Source organism: Ensifer sp. 4252 (assembly GCF_050434565.1).
Classification (GTDB): domain Bacteria; phylum Pseudomonadota; class Alphaproteobacteria; order Rhizobiales; family Rhizobiaceae; genus Ensifer.
In genome coordinates, this window is the sequence record NZ_JBNDIU010000016.1 from 32,652 (window position 1) to 50,883 (window position 18,232).

An 18,232-nucleotide genomic window follows, 5' to 3' on the forward strand; every position below is an offset into this window, starting at 1 on the left:
GAAGGGACATCGCGGTTGCGCCTCCGTTCCCGCTCCCCGCCTGCGGGGAGAGGGATAGGGTGAGGGGCAATCCCAAGCCATTGACCTTGCAGCCGGTGCTCATATCACCTCTCTCCCGTCGCATAGCGCACGAGCTCCGCCGGCTGGCCGCTGCTTTCGAGCAGGAAGCGCATCAGCAGGTTCTTCGCCGCCAGCATGCGATAGGTGCTGGTGGCGCGCCAATCGCTCAAGGGTTGGTAATCCGCCTCGAAGGCTGCTTGAGCGGCGTGCACCGTTTCCTCCGTCCAGGGCTTGCCGATGAGTGCTGCCTCCACACTTGCGGCGCGCTTCGGCGTGCCCGCCATGCCGCCGAAGGCGATGCGGGCGGTCTTCACCCTGTTGCCTTCGAGCGAAATGCGGAAGGCGCCGAGCAATGCGGAAATATCCTCGTCGCGGCGCTTGGAGAGCTTGTAGGCCGCAAACAGCTCATCCGCCGGCAGCCTGGGTACGAAGATGCTCTCGACGAACTCGCCGGCTTTGCGGTCCTGCTTGCCATAGGCGATGAAGAAGTCCTCCAGTGGCAGCGTACGGCTGCCTTCCGTCGAGCGCAGCGTGACGGTTGCCCCGAGCACGATCAGGGGCGGCGGGCTGTCGCCGATCGGCGAGCCGTTGGCGATATTGCCGCCGATCGTGCCCATGTTGCGCACCTGTTCGCCGCCGATGCGGTCGATCAACCGGCCGAAGGCTGGATAGGCTTTGCTGAGCGCTGCAAAGGCGGCTGAATAGCTGACGCCTGCGCCAATGGTCAGGCCGGCGTCGCTCTCCTCGATGCGCTGCAACTCGGTGATGCCGTTGATGAAGATGACGGGATCAATCGGACGCATCTGCTTGGTGACCCAGAGACCGACATCGGTCGCGCCGGCAACCACGGTCGCGCCCGTGTATTCGGCAAGAGCCGCCGCGAGGCCGGCAGCATCGGCCGGCACGATCAGACAGCTTTCACCGTGCCGGACCGTGATTGTCTTCTCAGGTTTAAGCGCCTTGAGACGGGCGATCGTTGCCTCGCGCGCAGCGGTGATCGGATCGAAGATGGCGGATGGCCGCGCGCTGGCGGCGGCTTCGGCCGCCTTTACGATAGGCTCGTAGCCGGTGCAGCGACAGAGGTTGCCTTGCAGCGCCTTTTCGATGTCCGTGCGGCTGGGATCGTCGTTCGACAGCCACAGGCCATAAAGCGACATGACGAAGCCCGGCGTGCAGAAGCCGCATTGCGAGCCATGGAAATCGACCATTGCCTGCTGCACGGGATGCAGCGTTCCGTCCTTCGCGGCCAGATGCTCGACGGTCACCACATGGGTTGCATGCAACGATCCGACGAACCGGATGCAGGCATTGACGCTTTCGTAGACCAGCGCGTTGCCGGCAAGCCGGCCGACGAGCACGGTGCAGGCACCGCAGTCGCCCTCCGCGCAGCCTTCCTTCGTTCCGGTCAGCCGGCGCTCGAGTCTCAGATAGTCGAGCAGGGTCGCGGTCGGTGCGACGTCGGAAAGCGCCACCTCGCTGTCATTGAGGATGAAGCGAATGCTGTCGTCGTCCTTGCTTTCCCTAGCCTTGGGCATGCCATTCATTCCTGCTGATGCATGGCCGCAAAAACCGGAATCGTTCCCGGCGGCGGACCATGCGCATTTTCATAGAGTTAGGGCGTCTTCCGCCTTGTCTCAATGGACGGGCGGCGTGCTATTGCGCCGTCCAGCCGCCATCCATGGAAACATGTGTGCCGGTGATCTGTGCCGCATCGTCGCTGGCGAGGTAGACGGCCAGCGATGCTACCTGTTCGACCGTGATGAACTTCTTGGTCGGCTGGCCCTTGAGCATGACGTCGTTGATCACCTGCTCTTCGGTGATGCCGCGGGTGCGGGCCTGGTCCGGGATCTGCTTTTCGACGAGCGGGGTCAGCACGTAGCCCGGGCAGATCGAATTGGCGGTGATGCCGTTTTCCGCAACTTCGAGCGCCACCGTTTTCGTCAGCCCCATGATGCCATGCTTGGCGGCGACATAGGCCGATTTGAACGGTGAGGCGACGAGCCCGTGGGCCGAGGCGATGTTGACGATGCGGCCCCAGCCCTTTGCCTTCATGCCGGGCAGGGCGGCGCGAATGGTGTGGAAGGAGGAGGAGAGGTTGATGGCGATGATCCGGTCCCATTGCTCGACCGGGAAATCCTCGACCTTCTCGACATATTGAACGCCGGCATTGTTGACCAGGATGTCGACGCTGCCGAAACGCCTTGCCGCCGTCGCCATCAGGTCGGCGATTTCATCCGGCTTGGTCATGTCGGCCGGGTGATAAATGACCGTTCCGGCCGTCAGTGCCCCGACTTCGTCCGTCGCTGCCTTGATTTCGTCCGGCGCGCCGAAGCCGTTCAAGACGATGTTGGCGCCGCCCTTGGCGAAAGCCTTGGCAATGGCAAGGCCGATGCCGCTCGTCGAACCGGTGATGACCGCAGTTCTCGTCATTCCTGATCTCTCCCTTTGCAGCGTCGCTTAATCTTGCCCGGTTTTTGCGACGCAACAGCGTCAACCTACGCGTAAAACCGCCGATGTGACAATTGTGTTTTTCGGGCCGCCGACGCAGAGTTGCGGCAACAGGCTTCGTCGCGATTTCTTGCGTTTTGTTTTCGTTTGACATTCGTTTTGCCATCGTATTGAAGTTTTTCGAAATGGACTCCACGCCCCTCGGGAAGGGCGTCGAAAAACACGTGATGCAGGCCGGGGAGGGGCATATGGGCGGATATATTCTCGCGATCGATCAGGGCACGACGTCGAGCCGGGCGATCGTCTTCGACGGCAAGCAGCAGGTGGCGGGCGTCGGCCAGAAGGAATTCAAACAGCACTTTCCGAAATCCGGCTGGGTCGAGCATGATCCGGAGGAGATCTGGGATAGCGTCGTCGTCACCGTCAGCGAGGCGATCAAGAAGGCGGGGATCTCGCTAAGCGATATCGCCGGCATCGGCATCACCAACCAGCGCGAAACGGTCGTCGTCTGGGATCGCGAAACCGGCAAGCCGATCCACAATGCCATCGTCTGGCAGGACCGCCGCACTTCAGCCTATTGCGACAAGCTGAAGAAGCAGGGGCTGGAGAAGACCTTCACCAGGAAGACCGGCCTGCTGCTCGATCCCTATTTCTCCGGCACCAAGCTCAATTGGCTGCTTTCGAATGTGAAGGGTGCCCAGGCCAGAGCCGCCAAAGGCGAACTCTGCTTCGGCACCATCGACACGTTCCTCATCTGGCGGCTGACGGGCGGAAAGTCCTTCGTTACCGATGCGACCAACGCCTCGCGCACGCTGATCTACAACATCGCCGACAATGCCTGGGATGACGAGTTGCTCGACATCCTGCACGTTCCCCGCGCAATGCTGCCGGAGGTGAAGGATTGCGCTGCCGATTTCGGCGTCACCGATAAGACGCTTTTCGGCGCGGCGATCCCGATCCTCGGCGTTGCCGGCGACCAGCAGGCCGCCACCATCGGCCAGGCCTGCTTCAAGCCGGGCATGCTGAAATCGACCTACGGTACGGGCTGCTTCGCGTTGCTCAACACTGGCAAGGACATGGTGCGCTCGAAGAACCGGCTGCTCACCACCATTGCCTATCGGCTGGATGGCGAAACCACCTATGCGCTCGAAGGCTCGATCTTCGTTGCCGGCGCTGCCGTGCAGTGGTTGCGCGATGGCCTGAAGGTCATCAAGGCCGCTTCGGACACCGGCACGCTTGCCGAAAGCGCCGACCCGTCGCAGGAGGTCTATCTGGTTCCGGCCTTTACCGGTCTCGGTGCGCCGCACTGGGATCCCGACGCCCGCGGCGCGATCTTCGGCATGACCCGCAACACCGGACCCGCCGAGTTCGCGCGTGCCGCGCTCGAAGCGGTCTGCTACCAGACGCGCGATCTGCTCGAGGCCATGCACAAGGACTGGCGCAGCAACGGCAAGGAAACGGTGCTGCGCGTCGATGGCGGCATGGTCGTCTCGGACTGGACGATGCAGCGGCTTTCCGACCTGCTTGACGCGCCGGTCGACCGGCCGGTCATCCTTGAGACAACGGCGCTCGGCGTGGCCTGGCTTGCCGGCAGCCGCGCCGGCGTCTGGCCCAAGCAGGAGGATTTTGCCAAGTCCTGGGCTCGCGATCGTCGTTTCGAGCCCGCGATGGACGAGGCGACACGCAAGGCCAAGCTCAAGGGCTGGCGCAATGCGGTCAAGCGCACGCTGAGCCAGGCCTGATCAAAGTTCCGTTTGGCATCATCCGGGAAACACAGTGTTTCCCGGACGCGCATTTGCTGCGGACACCGGAGCCAACTATCTGTTGGTAAACAACGATAGGATGGGCGCCATGGAACTCGGGCTTTACACTTTCGCGGATGTCGATCCGAACGCTGACGACAAGGGCCGGGAAGGCCAGCGTCGGCTTGCCGATCTGCTGGAAGAGATCGAACTGGCCGATCAGGTCGGTCTCGATGTCTTCGGTCTTGGCGAACATCACCGCCCTGACTATGCCGCCTCCGCCCCGGCCGTGATCCTGGCCGCCGCCGCCGCCAGGACGAAGACCATCAGGCTGACGAGTGCCGTCACGGTTCTCAGTTCGGACGATCCGGTGCGGGTGTTTCAGCAGTTTTCCACGCTCGACCTTCTCTCCAATGGTCGGGCCGAAATCATGGCCGGGCGCGGCTCGTTCATCGAGTCCTTCCCGCTCTTCGGCCAGTCGCTCGACGATTACGACCAGCTCTTTGCCGAAAAGCTCGACCTGTTGATGGCATTGCGCGAAACGGAGAAGGTCTCCTGGGCGGGCGAGATGCGTCCAGCTATCAGCGACCGCGGTGTCTATCCGCGTCCGCTGCAGGAACTGCTGCCGCTATGGATCGCCGTCGGCGGCACGCCGCAGTCGGTTGCCCGTGCCGGTGCCCTTGGACTGCCGGTGGCGCTCGCGATCATCGGCGGCGAGCCGCGCCGTTTCGCGCCGCTGTTCGACCTCTATCGCGAGGCCGCCCGTCGCGCCGGCCAGGATGCGGCAAAGCTGAAGACCAGCATCAACGTCCATGGCTTCATCGCCGATACGACCGATGTCGCCGCCGACCAGTTTTACGGGCCGCAGGCCGAAGTGATGAACCGCATCGGCCGCGAGCGTGGCTGGGGGCCGACGAACCGCGCGCATTTCGACCAGGCGCGCAGCCCCGCCGGCAACCTCTTCCTCGGCGATCCCGAAACCGTGGCCGAGAAGATCGTCGAGAACTGGAAGCTTTTCCGCAACGACCGCTTCCTGCTGCAGATGGCGATCGGCCCGATGCCGCACGCGCAGATCATGCGCGGCATCGAACTCTACGGCACCAGGGTGGCGCCGCTGGTGCGCAAGGCACTGGCGGAGGAACGGGCCGGACAGGCCGTTTCGGCCTGAGCCATTGCGCTTGACCCCTGTGCCTGTTGTCGGCGCTGGAAAATCCGGCGCCGACGGGCTACATGTGGGCACGAAAGCGAGACACGGATGACCCTCAACAACGAAGAAGATCTGCTGCGGCTGAAGGAAATCGGCCGCATCTGCGCCAATGCGCTGCAGGCGATGGGCGAGGCGCTCGAGCCCGGTATCACCACGGCCGAGTTGGATGCCATCGGCCGCAAGGTGCTGGAAGATTCAGGCGCGCGGTCCGCGCCGGAGCTCTGCTACCAGTTTCCGGGCGCCACCTGCATCAGCGTCAACGAGGAAATCGCCCACGGCATTCCCGGCAGCCGCATCATCCGCGCCGGCGATCTCGTCAACATCGACGTTTCCGCCGAGAAAGACGGTATCTTCGCCGACACCGGCGCTTCCTTCCCGGTGCCGCCGGTTTCGGCCGCGATCGACAGGCTCTGCCGTGACGGCAAGCGGGCGATGTGGGTCGGCCTCAAGCAGGTGCGTCCGGACCAGTCGCTTGCCGCGATCGGCAACGCCATCGGCGATTTCGCCCGCAAGAACCGCTATTCGCTGGTCACCAACCTTGCCAGCCACGGCATCGGCCGCTCCCTGCACGAGGAGCCGAAGGAGATCGCGACCTGGCCGGATCCGAGCGAGCGGCGGCGCATGATCGACGGCATGGTCTTTACCGTCGAGCCCTTCCTCTCGATGGGTGCGGATTGGGCCGAAAGCGGCGACAAGGACGACTGGACGCTCTACAGCGAGCCGCGGGCACCGACGGTGCAGTACGAACACACGGTCGTCGTCACGCGCGGCGGCCCGCTGGTGGTGACGCTGCCCGGCTGACGGGCATCGTTCGATTCCTTCAATAGGACGTTCAATTATAGTGATTTGTGGTGTTCGTTTTGCAGTGCAATAAAACTGCAATGACCACGATCGACCGACCACATCACGCAAGCCTCGCCTCCACCGCTACCGCCGGTGCCATCGCCATGGCAGTCGCCATGGGGTTCGGCCGCTTCTCCTACACACCGATCCTGCCGGCGATGATGGTGGACCTCGGCCTGTCGCCGGCGGATGCCGGCCTCATTGCATCGGCAAATTTCGTCGGCTATCTCGCCGGCGCCGTGCTTGGCGCCTACGGTTGGGCGCATGGGCATGAGCGCCGGATCGGGCTTGCCTCACTTGCGGCCACGACACTGCTGCTCGCGGCGATGGGGCTCTCGTCCTCGGTCTTCGTGCTCAGTCTCATCCGTTTTCTCGCCGGCCTCGCCAGCGCGTTTTCGATGATTTTCATCTCCGGCATCGTTCTGGGTCACGGGCTCTTGGCGCGGCATGAACATGTGCCGGCTGTGCATTTCGGCGGCGTCGGGCTCGGCATCGCCTTCTCCTCGCTCTGCGTCTGGTTGGCACCTCTCGCTGGCGTCGCCGGGCTTTCGGCGTCGCAAGCCGACTGGTTCACCGGCGCTCTCGTCGGTCTGATCGGCACGATCGTTGTCGCGCTAATGCTGCCTGCTAGTCCCGTCTCCGGCAACGGCGCCGTGCGTGAAAAGCCACTTATCTGGACGAGGCCCCTGACCGTGGTGACGCTGACCTACGGTCTCTTCGGCTTTGGTTACGTGATCACCGCGACGTTCCTGGTCGCCATGGCCCGCGATGCAAGCGGCGGCCACAGCATCGAGTTCCTCGCCTGGCTGCTGACGGGCTTAAGCGCTGCGCTGTCGGTCTATCTCTGGCGCTTCGCGGTGCCGCGCTTCGGGCTTGCCGGCGTCTATGCGATCGGTCTCCTGGTCGAGGCCGTCGGCCTTGTCCTCACCGTCAGCCTGCCGCTGCCCTATGCGCCGCTTGCCGGCGGCCTGATGCTGGGTGCCACCTTCATCATGATCACCGCCTATGGCCTGCAGATTGGCCGGCATCTGGCGCCGGAAAGCCCGCGCAAGGCGCTCGCTCTGATGACGGCTGCCTTCGGCATCGGCCAGATCATCGGCCCTGTAGTTGCCGGCTGGCTCGCGCAGCGTACCGGCAGCTTTGCTGCCCCCACCTTGATTGCGGCGGCGGTGCTGTTCGTCTGCGGCGGTGTCATCCTGGTGGAGCTGAGGCGGATTTCAGCTGCCTTGCCGCGCTGAAAAGCCACCTTGATGACCGCCCTGAGACGACGGCTGAATGCCGCAAGGCATCCCCTTCCGGCATCATGAAATAACAGTAAGGTTCATATTACCGGATTGTTGAAAACGGCGCTTTGCCCTAGTTTCGGCGCTTCGGGAGGCGAGTTGTTCTCCTCCCCCGAAACGAGAGTGCCGTACTTTGTTCCTATCCTTCTTTCCGAAGCCGAAGCTCTTTTTCATTTCCTTTGTCGTCTGGTCGCTTGTCGCCATCGCCTTTTGGTATGGCGGGGGCGAACAGTTGGGCACCGTCTTCGGAATGCCACCCTTGCCGTCCGATGCGCCGCCGATCACCGGCATTTCTGCGTTCTGGTCGCCCGCCTTCCTCTGGTTCTACCTCTACTTCGGGCTGGTCGTCGGGTTGTTCGCCGCATTCTGGTATGTGTACTCGCCCCACCCCTGGCAGAATTGGTCGATCCTCGGTTCGGCGCTCATTCTTTTCGTCACCTATTTTCAGGTTCAGGTGAGCGTCGCCATCAACAATTGGTACGGGCCGTTCTGGGATCTGATCCAGGCAATCGTCTCGAAGACGAAGGTGGTGACCGCGGCGGAGTTCTACGGAGAAATCGCCGTTTTCCTCGGCATCGCCATGGTGGCGGTCGCGGTTGCGGTCATGACCCGCTTCTTCGTCAGCCACTATATCTTCCGCTGGCGTACGGCGATGAACGAATACTACATGGCCCACTGGGGCAAGCTGCGTCATATCGAAGGCGCATCGCAGCGTGTGCAGGAAGATACGATGCGCTTTTCCACGACTGTGGAAGGCCTCGGCGTCAGCCTGATCGACAGCGTGATGACGCTGATTGCGTTTACGCCGGTGTTGATCCGGCTCTCGGCCAACGTCAGTGAACTGCCGATCGTCGGCGCCATTCCCTATCCGCTCGTTACGGCCGCGGTTCTCTGGTCGCTGTTTGGCACGGTGTTTCTGGCGATCGTCGGCATTAAGCTGCCTGGCCTCGAGTTCCGCAACCAGCGTGTGGAAGCGGCCTATCGCAAGGAGTTGGTCTATGGTGAGGACCACGCCGATCGCGCCCAGCCGCCGACGGTCGCCGATCTCTTCGAAAACGTTCGCCGGAACTATTTCCGGCTCTATTTCCACTATCTCTACTTCAACATCGCCCGCATCTTCTATCTGCAGATCAACGGCATCTTTTCGTTGCTGATCCTGGCGCCGTCGATCATCGCCGGCAAGATCACGCTCGGTGCGTTGAACCAGATCTCGGGTGCATTCGGGCAGGTGACGTCGTCGTTTCAGTACCTGGTTTCGTCCTGGCCGACGATCGTCGAGTTGCTGTCGATCTACAAGCGTCTGCGCGCGTTCGAAGCGGCGATCGATGACGAGCCCCTGCCGGAAATCGAGCAGAAGTTCATCGCGGTCGGTGGCGAAGAAGAGCTGGCCTGAGCCAAATCGAGATCTACGAAGATCAGAAGGCGGAGCGATCCGCCTTCTTTTTTGCCTCCTCGATCATCGGCAGCGCCTCGGCGTAGCTGACGCAGGCGACGTCCGGCTTGGTGCAGACCTCGGTCAGCAGCCGGTCGAGCGCGCGCCAATAGGCGCCGCCGTTCATTTCGACAAAATGGAAGCCGAGCTGCAGCGGGATCCGGTCGCCGGCATATTCCCTGTCGAAGGCTTTCCTGTAGGCCTCGTAGGTGCGCGCCTCGAAAGCGGCGCTGTCCTTCTTGTTTTCCACGCCCATCGAATGGCGCACGAACAGATTGTAGTCCATGCCGATCACCGGCCGCTTGGACGGCCCTTCGGGGATCAGCGGCAGACCGAAGCGCGGCATGCCATCTTTCTCCATCGGCCAGCCCGGTCCTTTGGTGACCAGGCTCGCGTCATAGGTGAAGCCCGATGCCTTCAAGGCCGGAAGCAGGCCGTCGCTCAGCGAAAGGTAGGGAGCGCGGAAACCCTTGATGCCGGTCCGGGCAAATTCCGCCCAGCCTTGCGGCTCGGCATCCGGCTTGTCCGCCTTCTTCCAGGCATCGCGCAGGGCGGTGTCGAAGGTCGAGAATTCGCTCTGCCAGTCGGACTTCGTCCAGCCCTTGCCGTCGAAATGGCCGCAGGCGTGGCTGGCAATGTCGTGGCCGTCGAGATGGGCCTGCCAGATGTGGCCGGCGCGGGCGGCGATTTCTTCGCGGCTCTGAGCAAAGCCGACATTGGAACGACCCGGTTTCAGCCCCGGCGGCTTGTAGATCTGCTTGCCATCGGCGCGCGTCATCAGGAACGTGCAGGAGAGGAAGTAGGTGAAATGCGCATTGGTGCGCTTGGCCATCGCCAGGCTCTTCTCCCACAGCGCGTTGTCATGCGCCCCATCGAAGGAGACGATGACGAGCTGTTTGTCCTTGGCAGGAACAACCGGTGCGGCTGTGTCGTACGTGGGTTCTGCGGCCGCGGCGAGGGCAGGGGCAAGGGCGAGGGAAACGGCAATAAATGTTCGGATCATGATATCTGCGACGATTTGCGTATGCCGTCCCTTTATCCAGGAATGCGGCAATCCTTTGATCTGTCTGGAAATTTCTGCACAGTCCGGCTATGCCTGATACCAAGTCTCGGTGATGGGAACCCATCATCGAGACTTGGTATGAGTGGATAGAACAACAATGAAGGACGGGTGACGACATGGCGCTGCTGATATTGGGTATCGTGATTTTCCTGGGCATCCATCTCGTTCGCAGTTTCGCGCCCGGCCTGCGCGCATCGGTGATCGCCCGCAGTGGCACCGGCGCCTTGCATGCAATCCACGGCATCTGTGCGCTTGTTGGCCTCGGTTTGATCGCCTACGGCTTCGACCAGGCACGCGCCACCACGGGTATGCTCTATACCCCCCCGGTCTTTTTCGCGCATATCGCGCTGACATTGATGCTGATCGCCAGCATCTGTCTCGTGGCTGCCTATCTGCCGCCTGGCAAGATCCGGGCGGCCACCAAACACCCGGCGATCCTTGCAATCAAGATCTGGGCGCTCGCCCACCTGCTTGCCAATGGCGAAACGTCGTCGGTGCTGCTTTTCGGCACCTTCCTCGTCTGGGCAGTGATCCTGCGCATTTCGATGAAGAAGCGCTGGCGCGCCGGCGAAATCACTTATCCAGCCTTCGTTTCCTATCGCTACGACTTCATCGCCGTGGTGCTCGGCGCTGCCCTTTACGGCGTGATTGTCTGGAAGTTGCACGAACTGGTGATCGGTGTTTCGCCCATGGTTGTCGGCTAAATAACGCGCGCCCCCTTACAACTGCCGCAAAATCGGGTAGAAGGCGCAAAATCCTAATAGCGTGCAGGGAAGGCCGAGAGGCCGGGGCAATCGATGGCGAACCAAGACGACAGCTTTATCCGCGAGGTGAATGAAGAACTGCGCTCGGACCGGATGAAGAACATCTGGGCCCGCTTCGGCAGCGTCATTGTGGCGATCGCCGTGCTTATCGTTCTGGGAACCGTCGGCAAGGTCGGCTACGACTACTGGCGCGACAACGCGTCCTCGAAGTCCGGCGACGAGTTCCTCCAGGCGCTGAACCTCGCCAAGGAAAACAAGGCCGACGAGGCGCTTGCCGCCCTCAGCAACCTGCAGAAGGACGGCTACGGCGCCTATCCGGTTCTGGCTCGCCTTCGTGCGGCGACGCTGCAGGCCGAAAAGGGCGAGACCGAGGCCGCAATCAAGGCGTTCTCGGAGATCGGCAAGGACACAGGCCTGCCCGAGGCGCTTCGTGATGCCGCCCGCCTTCGTGCCGCCTACCTGCTGGTCGATGCCGGCACCTATGACCAGGTTTCGGCCGAAGTCGAGCAACTGGCCGTGCCGCAGAACAATATGCGCCACTCGGCCCGTGAGGCGCTTGGCCTGTCTGCCTACAAGTCCGGCGACATCGCCAAGGCGAAGAGCTGGTTCCAACAGATCGTCGATGACGCCCAGAGCCCGCGCAATGTTGCAGGCCGGGCGCAGATGCTGCTCGACGTGATTGCCGCGAGCGGCAAAGCCTAAGCGCATATCCCTGAAGACCGGGACCGGTCTTTGGAAAGGATATGTTGATTTTCAAAGTGTTGGAGCGCTGCGTGTCCTGGTGACGCGCAGCGCTTCAAGACGGAAACGGATACGTTCATGAGTTTCACCGTCGCCATCGTCGGGCGCCCCAATGTCGGCAAGTCCACCTTGTTCAATCGTCTGGTTGGCAAGAAGCTGGCGCTCGTCGACGATACGCCGGGTGTCACCCGTGACCGCCGTCCGGGCGATGCCAAGCTCATCGACCTGCGCTTCCGCATCGTCGACACGGCCGGCCTCGAACAGTCCGCACCCGACAGCCTCCAGGGGCGCATGTGGGCGCAGACGGAAGCTGCGATCGACGAGGCCGACCTGTCGCTGTTCGTGGTCGACGCCAAGGCGGGCCTGACGCCGGCCGACAACACGCTGGCGGAAATGCTTCGCCGGCGCGGCAAGCCGGTCGTTCTGGTCGCCAACAAGTCCGAGGCTCGCGGTTCCGATGGCGGCTTCTATGACGCCTTCACGCTCGGCCTTGGCGACCCTTGCCCGATCTCGGCCGAACATGGCCAGGGCATGCTCGATCTGCGCGACGCGATCGTCGCCGCGATCGGCGAAGACCGTGCCTATCCGCCGGAAGACGACGTGGCCGAAACCGACATCGACCTGCGCCCGACCACCGGCGAGACGGGGGAAGAGGACGACGAGGCCGAACCTGCCTATGACGAGACCAAGCCGCTGCGCGTGGCGATCGTCGGCCGGCCGAACGCCGGCAAGTCGACGCTCATCAACCGCTTCCTCGGCGAAGACCGGCTTTTGACGGGACCGGAAGCCGGCATTACCCGCGATTCGATTTCGGTCGAGTGGGACTGGCGCGGCCGCACCATCAAGATGTTCGACACCGCCGGCATGCGCCGCAAGGCCAAGGTGCAGGAGAAGCTGGAGAAGCTCTCGGTTGCCGATGCGCTTCGTGCCATCCGCTTTGCCGAAACGGTGGTCATCGTCTTCGACGCGACCATTCCGTTCGAGAAGCAGGACCTGCAGATTGTCGATCTCATCATTCGCGAAGGCCGGGCCGCCGTGATCGCCTTCAACAAATGGGATCTGGTGGAAGATTGGCAGGCCGTGCTTGCCGATCTTCGCGAAAAGACCGAGCGGCTGTTGCCGCAGGCGCGCGGCATTCGCGCCATACCGATTTCCGGGCATACCGGCTACGGCCTCGACCGGCTGATGCAGGCGATCATCGACACCGACAAGACCTGGAATCGTCGCATCTCGACGGCGCGTCTCAACCGCTGGCTCGAATCCCAGCAGGTGCAGCATCCGCCACCGGCCGTTTCCGGCCGCCGCCTTAAGCTGAAGTACATGACGCAGGTGAAGGCCCGTCCGCCGGGCTTCATGATCTCGTGCACGCGTCCCGACGCGCTGCCGGAATCCTATACGCGTTACCTGATCAACGGGCTGCGCAACGATTTCGACCTGCCCGGCGTGCCGATCCGCATCCACTATCGCGCATCGGACAATCCGTTCGAGAGCAAGTCCCGCAAGAAGCGCTGAGCCGTCGGCATCAGTGCCAATGGCCGCAGGTGGCGGGAGGCTGAAGCGAAGCCTCAGTCGGCGAGTTTGCTCTTGTCGACCAGTGCGCCGTGATGGCCGATGACGCCGGCAGCGATGCGGGCGGCAAAGGCTGCGGCCTCGCTCGGCGTGCCCCCAGTGACGAGGCGGGAGAGGAAGGCACCGTTGAAGCTGTCGCCGGCGCTGGTGGTGTCGACTACGCGCTCGACCGGTGTTGCCGGCACATGGCTTTCTTCTGATCCCTCGAACGCGAGCGTCACGCCCTTTTCCCCGTCCTTGACGACAACATCGGCAACACCCAGCGCCTTGTACCGCTCGATCGTCGCCTTGATCGAGCCGTCGCCGAAATGCATGACCTCGTCGTCGAAGCTCGGCATCAGAAGGCTGGCTGCTCGGGCGCCATCCGTCAGCGTCTGGCGCATGCGCTCGGCGTCGTCCCACAGACGAGGGCGGATGTTGGGGTCGAAGACCACGCGTTTGCCTGCGGCCTTGGCGCGGCGCAGTTCGGCAAGCAGCGTTTCCACTGCCTCGGGCGCCAGGATCGCAAGGGTAATGCCGGAAAATAGGATGAGATCGGCGCCGTCGATGGCGCGGCGCAGATGGTCAGGGTCATCGGCGAGGAGCCGCGCTGCGGAAGCCGAGCGCCAATAGGAGAAGCTGCGCTCGCCGTCCTTCAGGTGGATCATGTAGAGGCCCGGCGTGCGGCCCTCGATCTTGCGCACGGGCGTCGTGTCGATGCCCTTCTCGGCCATGAAGGCGAGCATTTCGTTGGATACCGTGTCGGTGCCGACGGCGGAGCAATAGGCGACCGACCAATCGCTCGGCAGGAACAGGCGCGCGTAGTAGGCGGCGTTGAAAGTGTCGCCGGCATAACCCTTGCGCAATAGACCGCCCTCGGCCTGCATCAATTCGACCATGCACTCCCCGATCGACAGCATCGTTCCCGCCAACGTCTTCTCTCCCTTTGGCTTTTTCCCGTGCTGACGGGATAAGGTCCAAGGCCGGTCTCGGCAAGAGATTGTTTTCCGACGCTTGAGGATTTGAGCGGTGCCATGGCTGCAGTCCGGCGTTTACTCGCACGCCGGGCGAGGCTACATCTTGGCGCACAGATCGGTTTCACGGGGCAGGGCATGGCGTCTCAGCAGGTTTCGGGTGACGATTGGTGGCGCGGCGCGGTGATCTATCAGGTCTATCCGCGCTCGTTTCAGGATACCGATGACGATGGCATCGGTGACTTGAAGGGCGTCACGCGGCGGCTCGGCCACATCGCCTCGCTCGGCGTCGACGCCATCTGGCTGTCGCCGTTCTTCACCTCGCCGCAGGCCGACATGGGCTACGACGTCTCGGACTACTGCGACGTCGACCCGATGTTCGGCACGCTTGCCGATTTCGACATGATGCTGGCGGAGGCCCACCGCCTTGGCCTCAAGGTGATCATCGACCAGGTGATTTCGCATTCGTCCGATCGCCATCCCTGGTTCGTCGAAAGCCGCGCCAGTCGTGAGAATCCGAAGGCAAACTGGTATGTCTGGGCTGATCCGAAGCCGGACGGGACCGCGCCGAACAACTGGCTTTCGATCTTCGGCGGGCCCGCCTGGGAATGGGACGGGGTACGCAAACAGTATTACATGCACAACTTCCTGGCTTCGCAACCCGATCTCAATTTCCACAATCCGGAAGTCCAGGACGCCGTGCTCGATGCGGCGCGCTTCTGGCTCGATCGCGGCGTCGACGGGTTCCGGCTCGACACCGTGAACTTCTATTTCCATGACCGCCATCTCAGGGACAATCCGCCGCTCGTACCGGATCCGGATGCGACCAGCAACGATGCGCCCGACGTCAACCCGTACGGGATGCAGGACCACCTCTACGACAAGAGCCAGCCGGAGAACGTCGCTTTTCTCCAGCGGTTCCGGGCGTTGCTCGATGGCTATGGCGGGCGCACGACGGTCGGCGAGGTGGGAGACGGCGCACGCTCGTTGAAGACGGTGGCCGCCTATACGAGCGGCGGCGACAAGCTGCACATGTGCTACACCTTCGATTTGCTCGGCCCGGATTTCACTGCCAGCCATATCCGCCGCTGCGTCGACAATTTCCGGAAGGCCGTCACCGACGGCTGGGTGTGCTGGGCCTTTTCCAACCACGACGTTACACGCCATGTCAGCCGCTTTGCTCAAAAAGAGGCGGAGCGGGAGGTGATCGCCAAGCTGGCGATCACCTTGCTGGCAAGCCTGCGCGGCTCGGTCTGCCTCTACCAGGGCGAAGAGCTCGGCCTACCCGAGGCGGATCTCGCATTCGAGGATCTGCGCGACCCCTATGGCATTCGCTTCTGGCCGTCCTTCAAGGGGCGGGATGGCTGCCGCACGCCGATAGTGTGGGAGGCGGCCGCCAGGAATGCCGGTTTCTCCGCCGGAAAACCGTGGCTGCCGGTGCCGGCGGAACAGGCGCGGCTGGCGGTCGACACGCAGAAGGCTGGCGCTGTCACTGTGCTCAATCATTATCGTGCCATGCTGGCCTTTCGCAAATCGCATGCGGCCCTGCACGACGGTGACATGTCATTTGTGGAGAGCAACCGCGACCTCCTGGCGTTTACCCGTGAGAAGGACGGCGAACGGCTGCTCTTCGTCTTCAACCTGACGAGGGAGCCGCAGGAGTTCCTCGTATCCGATGCGGAGATGGAGGCGATACCGTTGCCGGGCCAATCGGCGCAGGTGGCGGGCGGCGTGCTCAAACTCGATGGTCTGAGCGCCTATTGTGGGAAACTCTGATGCGTGTGTTGCTGATGGACGGGGAGATGGTCGGGCGCTGGCTGGAGATGCGGCTTGCGCTCTGGTCCGACACCCCGGCCGCGGTGCATCGCGACGAGATCGACAGTTGTCTTGCCGCCGCCGGGCGGCAGGCGGCGTTTCTGTGCGAGGACGGTGCCGGTGTTGCCGCCGGGTTCGCCGAAGTGTCGCTGCGCACCGACTACGTCAACGGCTGCGAAACGTCGCCTGTCGCCTTTCTCGAAGGCATCTATGTACTTCCCCACTATCGTCGTCATGGGGTGGCGAGGGCGCTGATCACGGCTGCGGAGCGCTGGGCGATCAGCCGCGGCTGCCGCGAGCTGGCGTCCGACACGGATATCGACAACCTTGAAAGCCACGGCCTGCACATGGCGCTCGGTTTCGAGGAAACTGAGCGGGTCGTCTATTTCCGCAAGGAGCTTTCCGCGTCGCTCACCGACAACTGAAAGAGCCGATCTCTTTCAGCCGATCAGCATGAACTTGTCGACATCGACAAGCCCGCGGTCCGATATCTTCAGGTGCGGGATGACCGGCAGCGGCAGGAAGGCGAGCTGCAGGAAGGGTTCTTCCAGCGTGGCGCCCAGCGCAAAGGCTGCCTGGCGCAGGTGATGCAGGGTGTCGCGCACGGATTCATGCGGCTCCAGGCTCATCAGGCCCGCCACCGGCAGGGCGATCTCGCCGGTGACCTTGCCATCCTCTACGACGACGAAACCGCCCTTGATCTGACCGAGGCGATTGGCGGCGGTCGCCATGTCCTCGACGTTGACACCGACGACGCAGATGTTGTGGCTGTCATGGCCGACCGTCGAGGCGATCGCGCCCTTCTTCAGCCCAAAGCCCTGGACGAAGCCGTTGGCGTGGTTGCCGTTGACCCCATGCCGCTCGATCACCGCCACCTTGATGATGTCGCGGCCGAGGTCGACGCCGGTCTCGTTGCCATTTGCAGGGAGCCGGTAACGGCGATGCTCGGTGATGATCTTACCCGGCAGGACGCCGATGACCGACGTGTCGCTGTCGGAGTAGGGCACGCCGAAATCGCTGGCATTGACATGGCCGGCCTTGACGCTGTCGAGCCCGACGGGGGGGACCGGCCTGCGGGTGGCAAACAGCGCGTCGGTGACGCGGCGGCCGCCGGAAAATACCATCTGGGCGCGGCAGCTTTCGAGACTGTCGACGACCACGAGATCGGCGCGCCAGCCGGGTGCGACAAGTCCGCGGTCGCGAAGGCCGAAGGCACGGGCGGCCGAGATCGAGGCGGCGCGATAGATCGCCAACGGCTCGACGCCGGCGGCGATTGCGGTGCGGATCATGTGGTCGAGGTGGCCCTGCTCGGCGATATCGAGCGGATTGCGGTCGTCTGTGCAGAGCGCCAGATAGGGCGACAGCCGTTCGGTAATGATCGGCATCAGCGCATGCAGGTCCTTGGAGACGGAGCCTTCGCGCACCAGAATATGCATGCCCTTGCGGATCTTCTCCATCGCCTCTTCGGCGGTGGTGCATTCATGCTCCGTGCGGATGCCGGCCGAGAGATAGCCGTTGAGGTCCTTGCCGCGCAGCAGCGGCGCGTGGCCGTCGATGTGACCACCCTGGAACGCGTCGAGCTTGGCGAGGCAGACAGGATCCTTGTGGATGACGCCGGGGAAGTTCATGAACTCGGCAAGGCCGATCACTTTCGGATGATCGCGGAAGGGTAGGAGCCGTTCGATCGGCAGGTCGGCGCCGGCGGTCTCCAGATGCGTCGCCGGCACGCAGGACGACAGCTGCACCCGGATATCCATGATGGTCTCGAGGGCGGAATCGAGAAAGAACTGGATGCCCTCGGTGCCGAGCACGTTGGCGATCTCGTGCGGGTCGCAGATGACGGTGGTGATGCCGAGCGGCAGCACGCAGCGATCAAACTCGTGCGGGGTGACAAGCGAAGATTCGATGTGCAGGTGCGTATCGATGAACCCGGGCACGACGATGCGGCCGGAGATATCGATCTCCTCGCGCCCCACATAGTCGCCATAGGTGCCGACGATGCGACCGCCCGATATAGCGATATCGGAGGCGACCAGCTCACCCGTTGTCAAATCGAAGAAGCGCCCGCCCTTGAGCACGATGTCGGCCGGCTCGCGGCCGACGCCCTGGTCGATCATTCGCTCCAAAGCTGTTGACATCTTAGCACCCCTCATTTCGGTCTCTACAGCGCCGCGCGTCAAATATGACGCGCAAAGGACGCTGTAGCAGATTGAAACTGCTGCATAATTTTATCCTTAAATCGGATTCGATTTAAGGAATTATGCAGTAGATAAGATTGACCCTCTCCCCGTTGCCGGGGAAAGGGTCGTATT

15 protein-coding genes are annotated in these 18,232 nt (G+C 62.9%); 10 read left to right on the forward strand and 5 right to left on the reverse strand.

Annotated elements, in window-relative coordinates; translation table 11 throughout:
- Window positions 1–104 precede the first annotated feature (104 nt).
- The gene (xdhA, locus tag ABIE33_RS24515) at window positions 105–1,595 is read right to left on the reverse strand and encodes a xanthine dehydrogenase small subunit (RefSeq protein WP_429130420.1); all 1,491 of its coding nucleotides are present in this window, start codon (window positions 1,593–1,595) and stop codon (window positions 105–107) included.
- A gap of 118 nt (window positions 1,596–1,713) precedes the next feature.
- Entirely contained in the window at window positions 1,714–2,490 is a 777-nt protein-coding gene (locus tag ABIE33_RS24520) for a 3-hydroxybutyrate dehydrogenase (RefSeq protein WP_429130421.1), read from the reverse strand.
- A 266-nt stretch (window positions 2,491–2,756) separates the two neighbouring features.
- Between ABIE33_RS24520 and glpK the strand changes: the two genes are divergently transcribed.
- From glpK to sbmA, 5 genes are all read left to right on the forward strand, one after another.
- On the forward strand, window positions 2,757–4,250 hold the full coding sequence (gene glpK, locus ABIE33_RS24525) for a glycerol kinase GlpK (protein ID WP_429130534.1): 1,494 nt from the start codon (window positions 2,757–2,759) through the stop codon (window positions 4,248–4,250).
- Between the two features lie 109 nt (window positions 4,251–4,359).
- On the forward strand, window positions 4,360–5,418 hold the full coding sequence (locus ABIE33_RS24530; RefSeq protein ID WP_429130422.1) for an LLM class flavin-dependent oxidoreductase: 1,059 nt from the start codon (window positions 4,360–4,362) through the stop codon (window positions 5,416–5,418).
- Window positions 5,419–5,505: 87 nt separating this feature from the next.
- On the forward strand, window positions 5,506–6,258 hold the full coding sequence (gene map / locus ABIE33_RS24535; RefSeq protein WP_429130423.1) for a type I methionyl aminopeptidase: 753 nt from the start codon (window positions 5,506–5,508) through the stop codon (window positions 6,256–6,258).
- Between the two features lie 80 nt (window positions 6,259–6,338).
- On the forward strand, window positions 6,339–7,538 hold the full coding sequence (locus ABIE33_RS24540) for an MFS transporter (RefSeq protein WP_429130424.1): 1,200 nt from the start codon (window positions 6,339–6,341) through the stop codon (window positions 7,536–7,538).
- A gap of 178 nt (window positions 7,539–7,716) precedes the next feature.
- Window positions 7,717–8,976 carry a peptide antibiotic transporter SbmA gene (sbmA, locus tag ABIE33_RS24545; protein WP_429130425.1) on the forward strand — a complete coding sequence of 420 codons (1,260 nt, stop codon included), beginning with the start codon at window positions 7,717–7,719 and terminating at the stop codon, window positions 8,974–8,976.
- Between the two features lie 22 nt (window positions 8,977–8,998).
- On the opposite strand, the gene ABIE33_RS24550 is transcribed toward sbmA, so the two are convergent.
- The gene (locus tag ABIE33_RS24550; RefSeq protein WP_429130426.1) at window positions 8,999–10,018 is read right to left on the reverse strand and encodes a polysaccharide deacetylase family protein; all 1,020 of its coding nucleotides are present in this window, start codon (window positions 10,016–10,018) and stop codon (window positions 8,999–9,001) included.
- Between the two features lie 176 nt (window positions 10,019–10,194).
- Between ABIE33_RS24550 and ABIE33_RS24555 the strand changes: the two genes are divergently transcribed.
- The 3 genes from ABIE33_RS24555 to der all read left to right on the forward strand — a co-directional run bounded on the left by ABIE33_RS24555 (window position 10,195) and on the right by der (window position 13,095).
- On the forward strand, window positions 10,195–10,782 hold the full coding sequence (locus ABIE33_RS24555; RefSeq protein WP_429130427.1) for an NnrU family protein: 588 nt from the start codon (window positions 10,195–10,197) through the stop codon (window positions 10,780–10,782).
- 93 nt (window positions 10,783–10,875) lie between these two features.
- Window positions 10,876–11,544 (forward strand): tetratricopeptide repeat protein, encoded by a 669-nt coding sequence (locus tag ABIE33_RS24560; RefSeq protein WP_429130428.1) that lies wholly within the window; start codon window positions 10,876–10,878, stop codon window positions 11,542–11,544.
- 117 nt (window positions 11,545–11,661) lie between these two features.
- Window positions 11,662–13,095 carry a ribosome biogenesis GTPase Der gene (gene der / locus ABIE33_RS24565; protein ID WP_429130429.1) on the forward strand — a complete coding sequence of 478 codons (1,434 nt, stop codon included), beginning with the start codon at window positions 11,662–11,664 and terminating at the stop codon, window positions 13,093–13,095.
- Between the two features lie 53 nt (window positions 13,096–13,148).
- Here the strand turns inward: der and ABIE33_RS24570 are convergent, their stop codons facing one another.
- Window positions 13,149–14,063, reverse strand: coding sequence for a sugar kinase (locus ABIE33_RS24570; protein WP_429130430.1), 915 nt, complete (start codon window positions 14,061–14,063; stop codon window positions 13,149–13,151).
- A 180-nt stretch (window positions 14,064–14,243) separates the two neighbouring features.
- On the opposite strand from ABIE33_RS24570, the gene ABIE33_RS24575 reads away from it, so the two are divergent.
- A complete protein-coding gene (locus ABIE33_RS24575) occupies window positions 14,244–15,881 on the forward strand; it encodes an alpha-glucosidase family protein (RefSeq protein ID WP_429130431.1) in 1,638 nt (545 codons plus the stop codon).
- Window positions 15,881–16,345 (forward strand): aminoglycoside 6'-N-acetyltransferase, encoded by a 465-nt coding sequence (gene aac(6') / locus ABIE33_RS24580; protein WP_429130432.1) that lies wholly within the window; start codon window positions 15,881–15,883, stop codon window positions 16,343–16,345. The genes ABIE33_RS24575 and aac(6') overlap by 1 nt, the downstream gene beginning before the upstream one ends.
- Window positions 16,346–16,360: 15 nt before the next feature.
- Here the strand turns inward: aac(6') and ade are convergent, their stop codons facing one another.
- On the reverse strand, window positions 16,361–18,058 hold the full coding sequence (gene ade / locus ABIE33_RS24585) for an adenine deaminase (RefSeq protein WP_429130433.1): 1,698 nt from the start codon (window positions 18,056–18,058) through the stop codon (window positions 16,361–16,363).
- Window positions 18,059–18,232 lie beyond the last annotated feature (174 nt).

What these genes read in the sequence shown, in the direction of transcription:
- xdhA (WP_429130420.1), bottom strand. Translation starts at nt 1,595, where the DNA reads ATGCCCAAGGCTAGGGAAAGCAAGGACGACGACAGCATTCGCTTCATC.
- ABIE33_RS24520 (WP_429130421.1), bottom strand. Translation starts at nt 2,490, where the DNA reads ATGACGAGAACTGCGGTCATCACCGGTTCGACGAGCGGCATCGGCCTT.
- glpK (WP_429130534.1), top strand. Translation starts at nt 2,757, where the DNA reads ATGGGCGGATATATTCTCGCGATCGATCAGGGCACGACGTCGAGCCGG.
- ABIE33_RS24530 (WP_429130422.1), top strand. Translation starts at nt 4,360, where the DNA reads ATGGAACTCGGGCTTTACACTTTCGCGGATGTCGATCCGAACGCTGAC.
- map (WP_429130423.1), top strand. Translation starts at nt 5,506, where the DNA reads ATGACCCTCAACAACGAAGAAGATCTGCTGCGGCTGAAGGAAATCGGC.
- ABIE33_RS24540 (WP_429130424.1), top strand. Translation starts at nt 6,339, where the DNA reads ATGACCACGATCGACCGACCACATCACGCAAGCCTCGCCTCCACCGCT.
- ABIE33_RS24550 (WP_429130426.1), bottom strand. Translation starts at nt 10,018, where the DNA reads ATGATCCGAACATTTATTGCCGTTTCCCTCGCCCTTGCCCCTGCCCTC.
- ABIE33_RS24555 (WP_429130427.1), top strand. Translation starts at nt 10,195, where the DNA reads ATGGCGCTGCTGATATTGGGTATCGTGATTTTCCTGGGCATCCATCTC.
- ABIE33_RS24560 (WP_429130428.1), top strand. Translation starts at nt 10,876, where the DNA reads ATGGCGAACCAAGACGACAGCTTTATCCGCGAGGTGAATGAAGAACTG.
- der (WP_429130429.1), top strand. Translation starts at nt 11,662, where the DNA reads ATGAGTTTCACCGTCGCCATCGTCGGGCGCCCCAATGTCGGCAAGTCC.
- ABIE33_RS24575 (WP_429130431.1), top strand. Translation starts at nt 14,244, where the DNA reads ATGGCGTCTCAGCAGGTTTCGGGTGACGATTGGTGGCGCGGCGCGGTG.
- ade (WP_429130433.1), bottom strand. Translation starts at nt 18,058, where the DNA reads ATGTCAACAGCTTTGGAGCGAATGATCGACCAGGGCGTCGGCCGCGAG.